This window comes from Dolichospermum sp. UHCC 0259, assembly GCF_009711935.1.
Lineage (GTDB): Bacteria > Cyanobacteriota > Cyanobacteriia > Cyanobacteriales > Nostocaceae > Dolichospermum.
The window spans coordinates 1-13,663 of the sequence record NZ_VIKX01000015.1 but is presented as its reverse complement, the minus strand read 5'-3'; the positions used below and the strand labels follow the sequence as shown (position 1 = coordinate 13,663).

The 13,663-nt window shown below is 37.1% G+C and carries 12 protein-coding genes and 2 pseudogenes; 8 read left to right on the top strand and 6 right to left on the bottom strand.

Annotation, left to right across the window (positions count from 1 at the left end):
* Nucleotides 1–162 precede the first annotated feature (162 nt).
* The 7 genes and pseudogenes from FJR05_RS01900 to FJR05_RS01870 all read left to right on the top strand — a co-directional run bounded on the left by FJR05_RS01900 (nt 163) and on the right by FJR05_RS01870 (nt 6,220).
* Nucleotides 163–858 (top strand): ABC transporter ATP-binding protein, encoded by a 696-nt coding sequence (locus tag FJR05_RS01900; protein ID WP_168642552.1) that lies wholly within the window; start codon nt 163–165, stop codon nt 856–858.
* 122 nt (nt 859–980) lie between these two features.
* Entirely contained in the window at nt 981–1,736 is a 756-nt protein-coding gene (gene rsmG, locus FJR05_RS01895) for a 16S rRNA (guanine(527)-N(7))-methyltransferase RsmG (protein ID WP_174783548.1), read from the top strand.
* A 146-nt stretch (nt 1,737–1,882) separates the two neighbouring features.
* Entirely contained in the window at nt 1,883–2,881 is a 999-nt protein-coding gene (locus FJR05_RS01890) for a bifunctional riboflavin kinase/FAD synthetase (protein WP_168642551.1), read from the top strand.
* Nucleotides 2,882–3,132: 251 nt separating this feature from the next.
* Nucleotides 3,133–4,041, top strand: coding sequence for a MoxR family ATPase (locus FJR05_RS01885; protein ID WP_168642550.1), 909 nt, complete (start codon nt 3,133–3,135; stop codon nt 4,039–4,041).
* Nucleotides 4,042–4,262: 221 nt separating this feature from the next.
* Nucleotides 4,263–4,628, top strand: a pseudogene (locus FJR05_RS01880) (DUF4351 domain-containing protein); the annotation flags it as partial.
* A gap of 172 nt (nt 4,629–4,800) precedes the next feature.
* Complete coding sequence (locus FJR05_RS01875; RefSeq protein ID WP_168642549.1) at nt 4,801–5,577, top strand: sulfite exporter TauE/SafE family protein; 777 nt, start codon at nt 4,801–4,803, stop codon at nt 5,575–5,577.
* Nucleotides 5,578–6,040: 463 nt separating this feature from the next.
* Nucleotides 6,041–6,220 (top strand): replication restart DNA helicase PriA, encoded by a 180-nt coding sequence (locus FJR05_RS01870; protein WP_168642548.1) that lies wholly within the window; start codon nt 6,041–6,043, stop codon nt 6,218–6,220.
* Between the two features lie 183 nt (nt 6,221–6,403).
* On the opposite strand, the gene rlmN is transcribed toward FJR05_RS01870, so the two are convergent.
* The 3 genes from rlmN to FJR05_RS01855 all read right to left on the bottom strand — a co-directional run bounded on the left by rlmN (nt 6,404) and on the right by FJR05_RS01855 (nt 9,379).
* Nucleotides 6,404–7,474: a 23S rRNA (adenine(2503)-C(2))-methyltransferase RlmN gene (gene rlmN, locus FJR05_RS01865; RefSeq protein WP_168642547.1), complete on the bottom strand. Its 1,071-nt coding sequence runs from the start codon at nt 7,472–7,474 to the stop codon at nt 6,404–6,406.
* Between the two features lie 139 nt (nt 7,475–7,613).
* On the bottom strand, nt 7,614–8,447 hold the full coding sequence (locus tag FJR05_RS01860; protein ID WP_168642546.1) for a metallophosphoesterase: 834 nt from the start codon (nt 8,445–8,447) through the stop codon (nt 7,614–7,616).
* 266 nt (nt 8,448–8,713) lie between these two features.
* Nucleotides 8,714–9,379 carry a LuxR C-terminal-related transcriptional regulator gene (locus tag FJR05_RS01855; protein WP_168642545.1) on the bottom strand — a complete coding sequence of 222 codons (666 nt, stop codon included), beginning with the start codon at nt 9,377–9,379 and terminating at the stop codon, nt 8,714–8,716.
* A 103-nt stretch (nt 9,380–9,482) separates the two neighbouring features.
* Between FJR05_RS01855 and FJR05_RS01850 the strand changes: the two genes are divergently transcribed.
* Entirely contained in the window at nt 9,483–10,127 is a 645-nt protein-coding gene (locus tag FJR05_RS01850) for a DUF3386 domain-containing protein (protein WP_168642544.1), read from the top strand.
* Nucleotides 10,128–10,355: 228 nt separating this feature from the next.
* On the opposite strand, the gene FJR05_RS01845 is transcribed toward FJR05_RS01850, so the two are convergent.
* The 3 genes and pseudogenes from FJR05_RS01845 to FJR05_RS01835 all read right to left on the bottom strand — a co-directional run.
* Entirely contained in the window at nt 10,356–10,979 is a 624-nt protein-coding gene (locus FJR05_RS01845) for an SLATT domain-containing protein (protein WP_168642543.1), read from the bottom strand.
* A 203-nt stretch (nt 10,980–11,182) separates the two neighbouring features.
* A complete protein-coding gene (locus FJR05_RS01840) occupies nt 11,183–12,625 on the bottom strand; it encodes a reverse transcriptase domain-containing protein (RefSeq protein ID WP_168642542.1) in 1,443 nt (480 codons plus the stop codon).
* A 206-nt stretch (nt 12,626–12,831) separates the two neighbouring features.
* Nucleotides 12,832–13,635: pseudogene (locus tag FJR05_RS01835) on the bottom strand (metallopeptidase TldD-related protein); the annotation flags it as partial.
* Nucleotides 13,636–13,663: the final 28 nt, after the last annotated feature.

The window sequence follows — 13,663 nt, the reverse complement described above, 5'->3', positions numbered from 1 at the left end:
CCTACTTCTACCTACCCTATAAACTCTCGAAAGTGGGGGGAGAGTGAAAAACTACATAATTACGGTTGAAAATGTTTTATCTATTACCTACAATGCAACATAGTAAATTATAAATTCCGTCTATTTCCACCAAAATTTTTTATAACTTGGTAATCTTCACAAATGCTCTATCTTAGAAATCTAACTTATCATCCCACAGCCTGTCCAAAAGCCATTCTCCAAGCAATAAATTTAGAATTACCACCTCAGAAACTAGGTTTAATTATTGGGCCTAGCGGTTCGGGTAAAAGCACCTTATTAGAGATTTTATCTGGATTGGCTGATCCTACCGCTGGTGGGGTTTTTTGGCGAGAACAAGGACTCATAGCCGAACAATTACAACAATTAGCAGGTTTAGTATTTCAATTTCCAGAACGCCATTTCTGCGGGGGGACAATTTTAGAAGAATTACGCTTAGGACATCCTGAACTGGGAACAGAACAGGTTAAACAAGCATTAACTGAAGTTGGATTAGATCATTTATCCTTGTCCGCATCACCTCACGCTTTAAGCGGTGGACAACAGCGACGGTTGGCTTTAGCGGTGCAGTTAATTCGTCAACCAAATTTATTATTATTAGATGAGCCTACGGCGGGTTTAGATTGGTCAATGCGTCGCCAACTGGTGAATTTATTAGCCAAACTGAAAAAAGATTGGACATTGTTAGTTGTAACACACGATGCAGGTGATATGTTACCAATAGCTGATTATTGTTGGACATTAGATCATGGGGTTTTAAAGTCAGGAGTCAGCACTTCGGCTTCGCTCAGTGACCAGTCAGAAGTCAGAAGTCAGGGAGAAGAAGTAAAATCTGCTTAATTCTAAATTAATTTTAAGAGTAATTGAACGCAGATGAACGCAGATGAACGCAGATAAGAAGGGATGAATTCATACCCTTAATCAGTAACGCCAAAATAACTTAAAAAAATTAATTTTAACCAATGGATTTAGAATCTTTAGCGATCGCTAATTTACCAGAAATGGCAGAAATATGGCAAAAAACTCTGAATTGGCAACCGACAATTTTGCAAGAAAGTCAATTTCAACAACTTTATCAATTAATCATTGCCGGAAATCGGCAACTTAATTTAACTCGCATTACTGAACCTGATGAATTTTGGGAAAAACATCTTTGGGATTCTTTACGGGGAATTGCTCCTAAACAAGTATTTATTCCTGGGATTGAACAGGGTAAGCGGATAATTGATATTGGTACGGGTGCGGGTTTTCCTGGTATCCCCATTTCTCTAATTTTTCCTAATTCTCAAGTGACACTTTTAGATTCTACGGGTAAGAAAATTACTTTTATTGAGACAGTTTTATCAGCACTTACTTTGAATAATGCCAAAACTTTACTGGGTAGAGTGGAAGAAATTGGTCAACAAATCCAACACAGACAACAGTATGATCTGGCTGTAATCCGGGCTGTGAGTAATGTTTCCGCTTGTGCGGAATATTCCTTACCTTTGGTGAGAAAAGGGGGTTTGGCGGTAATTTATCGCGGTACTTGGACTCAAGCGGAAAATGAAAGTTTAGAAGCTGCTGTTGAGCAATTAGGTGGAGTCATTGAATTAATTGAGGAATTTTCCACTCCCTTGAGTAATAGTATCCGTCATTGTCTTTATTTGCGAAAAGTATCCAGTACACCAATTAGTTTTCCTCGTGGGGTTGGTATACCTAACCAAAAACCAATTTAATCAATGGATTTCTCGATTTTAGATTAGATTGGTGATTAGATATCTAACAGCGCGAGAGCGTCAACATCGTTATCAATGGCTGAACCCAAGGTTCAACAGTAGCTAAACGCTGATACCGAAAACAAACCTAAAATCCCAAAATCCAAGTGTTAAATTTGTCTCAAAATGGGTGTTCTGTATGGGTTGCTTCTTCAACAGAAGAACTGCTGACACCGACTGCTGTTGCTCTTGGCAAATTTGATGGTGTTCATCTTGGTCATCAAAGAGTGATTCAGCCAGTATTGCAGTCAACATGGGGTGAGGAGAATTCAGTCCGCCCCTACTCAACAGTTGTTACATTTGATCCCCATCCCCAAGAGTTTTTTACAGGACTTCCTCGTGATTTGTTAACACCACTCGATGAAAAAGTTGCACAATTGCGATCGCTTGGGGTAGAACAATTGGTATTATTACCCTTCGATAGAGAACTATCTGCCCTTTCTCCCGAAGAATTTGTAGATAAAATCCTGGTTCAACAACTGCAATGTCAACAAATTAGCGTCGGACAAGACTTTTGTTTCGGCAAAAAGCGCATGGGTACTGCTCAAGACTTGCAAATACTTGCAGCGAAATACAACATACCCGTAACAATAGTTCCTATAAAAACTGATACAGATATTTTGCCAGCAGCCGAAGATACTCGCATCAGTACCTCATTAATCCGCGAAAGTTTGGAAGTAGGTGATATTTCCAAAGCAAATCGGCTTTTGGGAAGACCTTACACTCTCATAGGTGAAGTAGTAACAGGTCAAAAATTAGGGAGAACTATCGGTTTTCCTACCGCCAACATTCAACTACCAAAAGACAAATTTTTACCCCGTCATGGAGTTTACGCGATTGAGGCGATTATCCCTAACGCAACTCCAGACAAATCTCCCACTCAGCATTTTGGAGTCATGAATATCGGCAACCGTCCCACTGTTAATGGTATAGATACTCGTGTAGAAGTACATTTATTAAATTGGTCTGGTGATTTGTATGGAAAAAATTTGCTAGTACAACTAGTCCAATTTTTGCGCCCCGAACAGAAATTTTCTTCTTTAGAAGCACTGAAAAACCAAATTCAACTTGATTGTACAGCAGCTAAAGAAATTTTTAATTCCTAATGCTGAATTGGGGATTTTCAGTGGGAATACTGTAGGAAAGGTTAAAGTATTAAAAGTATAAACTTAAAACTAAAGCGGCGGTTAGAAACCACGTCTACACAGACAAAACCCACCGACCTGGGTTTCAAATCTTTGATTGCTCATTAGTCCGCGCAGGTGGTCACTGAGCTTGTTGAAGTGCGGACTTTGTTTGTGTAGCCGCGAATTCTATTCGCCAGGGCTTCTCCTTCTACATTCCCCCCAGGTACTACATGAGAGAAAAAATTGACGCTTTAACACAAAATTTGGCTCGTACCATCGTTGGTAAACATGAAGCTATCCGCTTAGTGATAGTAGCTTTACTAGGTGGTGGTCATGCTTTATTAGAAGATGTTCCCGGTGTTGGTAAAACCCTTTTAGCCAAATCTCTAGCTCGTTCTGTAGATGGTAAATTTCAGCGGTTACAATGTACCCCTGACTTACTCCCTACAGATATCACTGGTACAAATATTTGGAATCCTAAAACTGGGGAATTTACATTTCTACAAGGGCCTGTATTTGCTAACGTCCTCCTAGCGGATGAAATTAACCGCGCTACACCCCGGACTCAGTCAGCTTTGCTGGAAGTAATGGAAGAACATCAAGTCACAGTTGATGGTGTTTCTCGGCTAGTTCCGCAGCCATTCTTTGTAATTGCTACTCAAAACCCCATTGAGTACCAAGGAACGTTTCCCCTTCCAGAAGCCCAAATGGACCGGTTTATGCTGTCTTTAAGTTTGGGTTATCCTTCGGAATCTGAAGAAATGCAAATGTTGGAAAATTTGCAAGCAGGTTTCAAGGTTGCTGATTTACAGCCTTGTATTACTTTAGAAGAAGTCCAAGCATTACGCCAAGCTTGTTCTCAAGTTAAGGTAGAAACATCTTTGCAACAATATATTTTGGAATTGGTGCGAACAACTAGACAGGATGAAGAAATTACTCTTGGTGTTAGTCCTCGTGGTACTGTAGCTTTACAAAAAGCCGCTCAAGCCTTGGCTTTCATTTTAGGTAGGGAATATGCTCTTCCTGATGATGTCAAGTTTCTCGCACCGCATGTTCTTTGTCATCGTCTGATTCCTAGAGGGGGACGGAATGCAAAAACTATAGTTGAAAGGTTATTACGATCTGTGCCTATTCCTTAATATGAAATATTATGGGGGGTACAACCTCCCAAAAACCTATTTTGACTGGGAATTTTAGATTTTGGATTTTAGATTTTAGATTAAAAAATTGGTTCTATTGCTCCCAAGATTTTGGGTAAAATATGGCTGAAACCATTGTTATGATTGAATTTGAGGTTTTAATTTTCTCAAAAATAGGCGGAGTGTTTTGCGATCGCATATTCATTTGAATCAAACTCATATACTGGCAAGATTTTAAACAATTTGAACAGGAGCGAACTATGACTTATATTACTACAGGTGAGCGCATTGGCTATGAGCGAGGAATAGCAGAAGGTACATGACTCTATGTGGTTAAAACCGCCCGTGTCACTTATACCTCAGCACTGAAGTGACTGAGCTTTACGCTTACCAGGTATTCTTGTAAACAAGAAGGTGAGCAAAATCTTGTGGTTCGACTACTACAAAAACGGGTAGGAAATTTACCAGAAGAAGTTAGGAAAAAAATTCAAACTCTTTCTTTAAATCAGTTGGAATCACTCGGCGAGGCGTTACTAGATTTTACAGCTATTGAGGATTTATTCAACTGGTTAGAATCTCATCAGTAAAAATATGTGGTGCGGGCATCTTGCCCGCGAAAAATATACAAAATAATCCAAATTAAATCCAGCACAACTTATTTTTGTCCCTTGGTTTTAGTGTTGATTAAATCAACGATAATTCGATAAACTTACAGTATTTACTGTATAACAGTATAATTAGGTTTATTAATTACAAAAAATGCCGCAGGATTTAACTTTGATTCATAGTTTGCTTCTCTTCAGCACCGCATTCATTGCCGGTGGACTCAATGCTGTCGCGGGTGGTGGTAGTTTCATTACATTTCCTACCCTAATATTTACGGGTGTCGCACCAATTACTGCTAATGCTACAAATAATACTGCTTTGTGGATAGCAGCGATCGCTAGTGCGAGGGCATATCGTCAAGATTTGAATATTGAAAAAAGACAATTATTATTACTAGCCGGCACAAGTTTAGTTGGTGGTGTGATTGGTTCTGTAGCTTTGTTATATACATCACCGGATGTGTTTAAAAAGATGCTGCCCTATTTATTACTATCAGCAACATTGATATTTACATTCAGTGAATCTCTAAAAAACTGGCTGCAACTTCAGAGTAAAAATGATATTTCTACACCTCCACCTTTATTTATTCTTCTAGTTTCTCAATTGGCAATCTCTATATATGGTGGTTTTTTTGGTGCGGGTGTGGGTATTTTAATGTTGGCAACTTTAACCTTTTTAGGTATTAAAAATATTCACTCTATTAATGCTTTTAAGACTTTATTGGGTAGTTGCATTAATGGTGTAGCTATTATTCCTTTTATGTTCGCTAATTTGATTGCTTGGCATCAAGTTATGATAATGGCGTTTGGTGGTTCTCTGGGTGGTTATTTATGCGCTCATTTTGCCCGCAGACTAGAACCTAATTTGGTGCGGAAATTTGTGATAGTGGTGGCCTTTGGGATGACTACTTACTTTTTTATTCATGGTTAAGTAGCCAGGGAATCAATTCCCTGTCTCATAGCTTAAGTCCGTTAAAACGGACTAATATATTTTCCTAGTGTTTAGTATCAATACTAAATGGACAGGCTAGAAACTTACCTCACAATGATTATATGACTTGTGGGAGGGGTGTCTTGCCTGTGCAAATATTAATTAAATATAAAACTATTGATTTTGTGACTTTGATTACAGTTTTTCCTATCTGGTAACGCTTGAATGGGAAAATAACTTATTTTTTTCCAAGAAATAAACAAGACTGTCTCAAGGATTACACCATAGGGATCACGGCTAATCTAAGAAAAGTTACATCTAAGTAAATCTATATATCTCAAGCATGATGATAAAAATTATCAAGTTTAAGATAATCACCAAAGATATCAACTTTTTTCCATTCACAATAATTAAACAATTTTTTCACTTTTTCTAAACCGTTATTAAGTTCAGGGGTTTTAAAATGCAAGCATCACAAAAGATTCATTGCCCAAATTGCGGTAGTGCGGCTGAACGTCACTATATTGCTGATAGTCAAGTTACTAGAACACAATGTCCTAGTTGCGATTATTTGATGATCACTTGCACTCGCACGGGTAAGGTGATTGAGGCTTATGCACCAGGAATTTATGCTAAAAGATAGGCAATTGAAGAGATAGTCAAGAATAAGGTAAGCTGCTTCTTTTTCCTGACTGCTAACTCCTGCTATACTCAAAACGGTTGAGACATGGACTTTTGTAAAATCCCGAAAACCCCAGATTTGTAGGGGTTTAGCACTGCTAAACCCTTACCCACAGAATCAAATAATTAAGCCGTGTTGAGTATATTACCTTTTTGTTGTTCTTAATTGTCCACAAGCAGCGTCGGCTTCTAAACCGCGAGAATAACGGACACTGACGGCAGTATTTTGTTGTTGAAGAACGTTGATAAAGGCCTCGATTCGGTCGCGGGTTGGTCTTTTGTAATCTACTTCTTCTATGGGATTGTAGGGGATTAAGTTAACGTGACTTTGAAAGCCTCGCAGACGTTTTGATAGTTCTAAGGCGTGTTCAGGTAAATCGTTGACTCCAGCCAGAAGTATGTATTCAAAGGTAACTCTGCGTCCAGTTATTTCTACGTATTCTCGACATTCTGCGAGTAAGTCTTCGATAGGGTAGGGTTTGGCGCTGGGAATGAGTTGTTCCCGTAATGCTTGGTTGGGTGCGTGGAGACTGACAGCGAGGGTAATTTGCAGTTGGTGTTCGGCAACTTGCAAAATGCGATCGCGGATGCCTACAGTAGATAGTGTAAGCGATCGCGCACCAATTCCGATATCTTGATTAATAGATTTAATTGCTAAAATCACATTTTCCGTATTCAACAATGGTTCACCCATACCCATGAATACGACGTTACTCACCCGTTCTTGAAAATCTTCTTGCACGGTCAGGACTTGATCAACAATTTCTGCACGGGTAAGATTACGTTTATAACCACCTTTCCCAGTTGCACAGAAATCACAAGCCATTGGACAACCGACTTGAGTGGAAACGCAGACTGTTAACCGTTTATCACTGGGAATACCCACAGTTTCCACAATTTCCCCGTCAGCCAATTTGAGGAGATATTTAACCGTATCATCGGGGGCAACAGAGCGGTAATGTAGAGAAGAACGACCTATGGGAATATCTGCAACTTCTGAACGCCAATTTTTCGGAAATACAGAAATATCGGCAAGCGATCGCACACCCTTATTATAGATCCAATCATGTAATTGCTTACCCCGATAACCCGGTTGTCCCTGCTGCTGTACCCAAGCAGTTAACTCCGTCACGGAAGCACCAAGGAGAGGGGGAAGAAGTTCAGATTTAGTGGAGTTAGGTGAATCTAGCTGAGATACAGACGGCGTAGCAGACATAAGAAATTACAAGTTGATGCTAATTTTCTATTCTACTATATTGTTTTTGTTTCGCGCAAAGGAGCAAAGGAAGAAATTATTCATCCGTCTTCATCTGCGTTTATCTGCGTTTATCTGCGTTTAATGATTCTATAAATCTTTATAGAGAGACTTCCAAAGTGATAATAGTAACCTCTGGTGGACAAAATAACCGTCCGGGGAAATAAGTTCCTAAACCTCGATTTACATATAATTGATTATTTCCCACTTGATGTAAACCCTGTGACCATTGCCAGTGGCGTAATATAGAATGGGTTTTTCGTAAAAATGGTAATTTACGGAGGATTTTCTTGGGGATTTTTTTGATTATTTTTGCATAGTAAATCATAGCGGGTCCCATTCCAGGAATTACGATTTGGCCACCATGACTATGACCAGATAATTGTAAATCTACACGCCATTTTTTGAGAACTTCGGCTGTATCTGGGTGATGAGATAAGACAATCCGAGGTGTAGTCGAATCGAGTTGATTCATAAGTGCTTCTGGATTAAATTCTCGTGAATAAAAATCCGCTAATCCTACTAGAGGTAATTTTTCTCCCAATGGATAAGCAATTTGATTCCAAAGTACATTAATGCCCACGTTTGTTAAAGCATTTGTAATTTCTAATTTTGAATTGGGATAATAAATGTCATGATTGCCAAGGATAGCATAGACACCATAGCGACTTTCTAGATTTTTCAGTCGTGGTGCTAGTTGATAAATTGGTTTCGCAATTGTGTTAACATAGTCGCCCGTTAAAATAACTAAATCTGGTTTTGCGGCATTACTAACTGCAATTGCTTCTGTTAACATTTTTTCTGATAATAGACCATTATCATAGTGAAAATCTGACATTTGTACCAACTTTAATCCTGCTAATGATAGAGGTAAGTTGGGAATTTTTACTGTCAATTTTTCTGTAGATAAAGCTCCAGTTAATAGTTTGTGCATAAAATTATGAATAAAATTATGTTGATAAATAAATACAAAATTCCGTAGGTTGGGTTGACGCAAGGAAACCCAACATTTTCTAAACTTTGTTGGGTTGCGCTGTCGCTTAACCCAACCTACTATTTTTAGTATATAATCTTATCTGTTTATACAGTAACAAAAGATTTTGATATTAACTGTATCCCAAGAGTAATATCTTTGAATACTCAGATCCCCGACTTCTTAAAGAAGTCGGGGATCTATGATCTATCATTCTTTTATAGCTATTAGGAAACTAATCTATCTTGTAGTTTTGCTACCATTTCCGCACGAGTAGAAACGTCTAATTTACGGAACATCCTTTTCAAAGCTTGCTTGACAGAATTTTGAGTAATCCATAATTTAACGGCTATTTCCCCATTAGTTAAACCTTGGGCTACTAATTTGGCAATTTCTAATTCCCGCGCTGTCAGGGGGCAATTACCAGCAGATGCAAAGGTTTTTGGTTGTGCTTGAAGTGTCGCCATTTTCGCTGATAAATGTAAACAAACTGCACTTAAATCAGCTAAATCATTACTATCAAAAGGCTGACTTCCGGGGTCACGAGCAAAGTTTAAAGTCCCGACTAATTGACCATTACAAACTATGGGACCAGTCATTACGTGTTCGTGACGAGTGCAATAGTTTTTCCAGTCTTCTGGGGACAAAATTAATTGCTCATGGGTGGGGGCGTGACGTTCCACAACATAACGCCCGACGGGATTAGCTTCTAAGCAGACAGCGGGAATTTCGGGAATTTCAATTTGAGTATTTAATTGGTCATTTAGGAAATCAATACCCCAATGTTGTACTGCAAAATGGTCGCCAATGGTATCCATGAGAGCTAGTTTTAATTCTTGCTCATTTTGGACATTAGCGATCGCTTGGAAAATGGCGTGGAGAGTTTTAGCCATAAGTGTACCCATTTGGGGTCTATGCGAACCTCGATAATTACCTCTATGCTAATATCAGCAACGATAAAAAGCTATTTTAACTTGTAATCAGAGGACAAGCACGATGACAGTTACTCAAATCTCAGCCCAAGAACTTTTTCAGGCTGCCTATCAAAACCGTTATACTTGGGATGAAAATTTCCCTGGCTATACCGCAGATATTACTTATAAGTATGATGACCAAGTGATCACAGGTCAAGTGCGGATTGATGCCAATATGAAGGCAGAAGTTCTGAATGTGGAAGACGAAGCTGCTAAAAAAGCCATTCACGGACAAGCTTGGGAAATCGCCGTTCACCGTGTCCGTCGGGCTTTTGAACAGACTCACGGCGCAAATACTTTTAGACCTGGTGAAACTGACGCAACCGGCGCAGTAGAGATTTTTGTTGGTGGAAAGTCGGAAGGAGATAAGTACAAAGTGCGTAACAATGAAGTTTGCCACGTTCACCGTTTAATTCACGGTACTTTTGTGACTATTGACACTTTCAGCAGTCACGACACAGGGGAAGGATATCTTTCTCACACATACAATTCTGTTTATCATGACCCCGAAACTGGCACTCAAAAGGGCGGTAAAAGCGATTTTACTGATGAATATGAAAAGGTAGGAAATTACTACATTCTCAACCGTCGGGAAATTCGCACGGAAATCGCAGAACGTATTTCTATTCAAGATTTCATCTTTTCTAACATTGAGTTGTTAGGTTAGATTTTTGAGTAGTCTTTGACAATCTCAGTTTTAAGTCTCTATCTTCCATGAACCCACAATGATTACATACACGGGTTCTAGTTGATAGGGACTTTTTCTCTTTTTTGTCTCAATCAGGATTTACAGGATTTAAGGATTTACAGGATTTGAAAAACTTTCGGTCTTTCCACATTTTATCCAATAAACAAACTTATCTCAAGGTGAAATAACTTCCCCAGCATCATAGAATTAACAGGATGAATATAGCATAAACAAAATTGGGGGTATTCCCACAACAAAAATATATAGCCAGTAATCTTTTAAAATAAGTTTAATTTGTATATATAATCCTTCTATCCATGTTATTTTAAAGTCTTTTATATTTTGTGCTTTCAATAAATCATAATCTTCAGGTTCATGATTTTCAGGACATTCTTTAATGATTTGATCATATTTAACCGATAACTCACCTAATTTTTGAAGAAGTTCATTGTCACTTAAACCACAAATCATTAAGTATTCCATTTCTCTCTGTAAGCTGGATAGTTGTACAGCATTGTTATAGAGCTTTTCTGCTCTAAGTTCATAATTTTTTGACCCTTCTTCAAGGCTAATAGCTAATGTAAATACTGATAAGATTAAAGATATAGCATTATATATGTCATTAATTCTTTGGCAAGCGGGATTTTTCACTATTGATTGAATAATAGGAATTGCAATACCATATACAGATAGTATTGAAATACTACTGATAGAAAATTGATATTTATTTTTTAGCCTTCTAGCTGCATTAAAACGTGCGCTTTTGGTTTTCCAAATTCTACTCATCAAAGATTCAGAGTATGCTTTTAAATCGGTATTATTATTACTCATTTATCCCCAACTATCACTATAAGAATCACTCAATGAATGATGTTTTTAATAAAGGAGTGAGTCGCCTATTGATTAAAACGTATCGTAGCCGCTCCTAAATCTATAGGAGGTCAAGCCCCAAAGAAGGGAGGTTGATTACATCCACCCCTGAAATAAATACAGGAGGTCTTGCAAAATTGCAAGAGGCGACTCACAGGTAGTCATTATAACATATTCTTTGAATAAAAGAAAGCATCATCTTTCTCTAGTTCCTGTAGATTCTTCTGTGTGAGGCTTTCAAATAAATCATTAATTTCTTGTACTGAGTATTTCCTTGATGAATCAAACCTTCCTCTTTTTTGAAGAAATTCCCTTTTTTGAGGTATAGTTTCGTATTTATTGTAATTATGAATATAACCACCTAAAGGATTATATTTACCTTCATAAAATGCTCTTGATAATTTTTTTAAATTAGGAGGAGGAACTCTATTAAAATCTTCTAACCTTGTAAATAAATTAGCTATTATAGAATCTATTTTATAGAAAATCGCCTCATCATTAATTGCATTAAAATAGAATATCCACCCATATTTTTGTTTATCATTAATAGCCCCAGTAATTTTTTCATTTAATTCATCTATAAAAATTTCTTTTAGTTTTTGTACATTACTTATCCCATAATTTTTATTTTCTAGGTCTTTTAATTTTCTTTCTCTATTGTGGATATATGTACTAAATTTAGATGCAATTGAATGGATAAATTTTTCTATATTTGATGCTCGAATTGTAACCTTGGGTAATTCAAATCTATATCCTAGATATTCAAATTCTTCTTCTCCACTTTTGTTATATGTTTTTTCTTCATTAAGGTTAAGATTAATAGATTTAACTTCGCTTCTAACTAAACTCTCAATTTGAGCAATTTTTTCTTGATGCGAGAAAATTAGTATATCATCTACATATCTATAGTACACATTAATACAATTATTTTTTTTGATTTCATTATCAAAGTCTTGTAAATAAATAGCAGCAAGGATATTCGATATAGATAAACCTTGTGGTATTCCTATTTTAGATTCTCCTCTATATTTTTTTAAATCTTTCCTGTTATAGTGTTTAGGCACTATTGGTGTATCTATGGCTCGTTGAATCAGGTCTATAAGTCTACGAGATTTTATTTTTAATTTTAGTTTACTTAACAATTTTTCTCTGTCAATAGAACCATAAAAATTTTTAATGTCTGCACGAAATACACCAATATTACAGGCAATTTTATCATTGGAAAATTTTCTGATCTCATATATATAAGTATTAGCTAATTTGCGAGGAACGCATTCTGGAAAAATTTGAGATAAAATTTCTTTTAGTGCATACAAAACAATTCGATCACGGACAGTTGGAATAGCTAAAACTCTTGGTTCTTTACCCCTTCCTTTAGATTGAAGTAGTTCAAGATAAGGAGAGAATATGTATTCTCCTTTTAAACACTTCTTATTAATTACTTTCAACTGAAATTTTGCTTGTTTACCAAATTGTACTCCACTCAGTCTGTCAATACCTTTAGTTAAACTAGATTTAAACTTATCATTATAGATATTTTCCAGTGATTTATTTGTAAAGTATGATTGGAGTAACTGATAGGGTGTGTGAGATAAATTGCTTATCATATAAACGTAAATATAGCGTTCAATCAATGAATACAAAATAGATACGATAGTAATTATACTGCTAACTTATACACTAACGCAAGTGTGATCGCTCCGCTCGCATCACAAAAACTATCCCCCAACTACCTAACAAGTAGTAGAATTAAGATCCAACCCCAATTCCCTCCTTAATATGATTGCAGTTGGGAATCTAAGGCTGATAACGTTTATAATGTATAGGTGAAATCTTTCACCAACATACCGGGAACTAAACTTCCTCCTAATTGCCGATTTTCATAAGTTCCGACTTCGGGAATAAATTCTTGAAAGTTGGTTAAATCAACGAGATTTTCTGCTCCCCAAAAGCGATAGAGACTTTCATCAAAGCGCAGGTTGGCTATGGGAGCAATGATTTCACCATTTTCTACCCAAAAGCAAGCATAACGAGTCATTCCTGTAATTCTGCCAGATGGGCGATCGCTCCAGTTCAAATAATGTAAATTAGAAACATATAATCCTGTATCTAAACTGGGTAAAATTTCCTCAAAAGTCAAATTACCAAGGCTGATTTCTGGAGAACGTAAGGTTTCTGAACCATTCGCACCATTAGCAGGTTTATTATATTCCTTCGCTGTGCGAGAATTAACTAAGCTATTAATTAAAATCCCTTTTTCAATTAATGTTAATTCCGGTGCAGCTATTTCTCCCAAATTATTAAATCTGGGAACTAAACCACTTTGAAAGTTTTCTTTTAAAGTGAATTTTGGGGAAAGTTGTTTTTCTTGACGTGATAAAACAGCTAAAGCACTATTACCTTGTTGAATATCGGCTTCACTGATAGCACCCCAGGAAAGCATACCCAATAATTCAGCCACCGCAGCCGGAGCAAAGTAAGTTTTGTATTGTCCTTTGGGTAATTCTTTAACTGGACGAGATAACATTTCTAGTTGCTGTTTCCCATCATTTATTTTAGCTAAATAAGCAGCTTCATTCCATTCACTTCCTGCAAAAGTTCCTTTTACGGCTTGTCCTAGTGTGTTAATTCTGTGAATCCTTTAC

Coding starts and splice junctions, on each gene's coding strand:
- FJR05_RS01900 (WP_168642552.1), top strand. CDS start 163: ATGCTCTATCTTAGAAATCTAACTTATCATCCCACAGCCTGTCCAAAA.
- rsmG (WP_174783548.1), top strand. CDS start 981: ATGGATTTAGAATCTTTAGCGATCGCTAATTTACCAGAAATGGCAGAA.
- FJR05_RS01885 (WP_168642550.1), top strand. CDS start 3,133: ATGAGAGAAAAAATTGACGCTTTAACACAAAATTTGGCTCGTACCATC.
- FJR05_RS01875 (WP_168642549.1), top strand. CDS start 4,801: ATGCCGCAGGATTTAACTTTGATTCATAGTTTGCTTCTCTTCAGCACC.
- FJR05_RS01870 (WP_168642548.1), top strand. CDS start 6,041: ATGCAAGCATCACAAAAGATTCATTGCCCAAATTGCGGTAGTGCGGCT.
- rlmN (WP_168642547.1), bottom strand. CDS start 7,474: ATGTCTGCTACGCCGTCTGTATCTCAGCTAGATTCACCTAACTCCACT.
- FJR05_RS01860 (WP_168642546.1), bottom strand. CDS start 8,447: ATGCACAAACTATTAACTGGAGCTTTATCTACAGAAAAATTGACAGTA.
- FJR05_RS01855 (WP_168642545.1), bottom strand. CDS start 9,379: ATGGCTAAAACTCTCCACGCCATTTTCCAAGCGATCGCTAATGTCCAA.
- FJR05_RS01850 (WP_168642544.1), top strand. CDS start 9,483: ATGACAGTTACTCAAATCTCAGCCCAAGAACTTTTTCAGGCTGCCTAT.
- FJR05_RS01845 (WP_168642543.1), bottom strand. CDS start 10,979: ATGAGTAATAATAATACCGATTTAAAAGCATACTCTGAATCTTTGATG.
- FJR05_RS01840 (WP_168642542.1), bottom strand. CDS start 12,625: ATGATAAGCAATTTATCTCACACACCCTATCAGTTACTCCAATCATAC.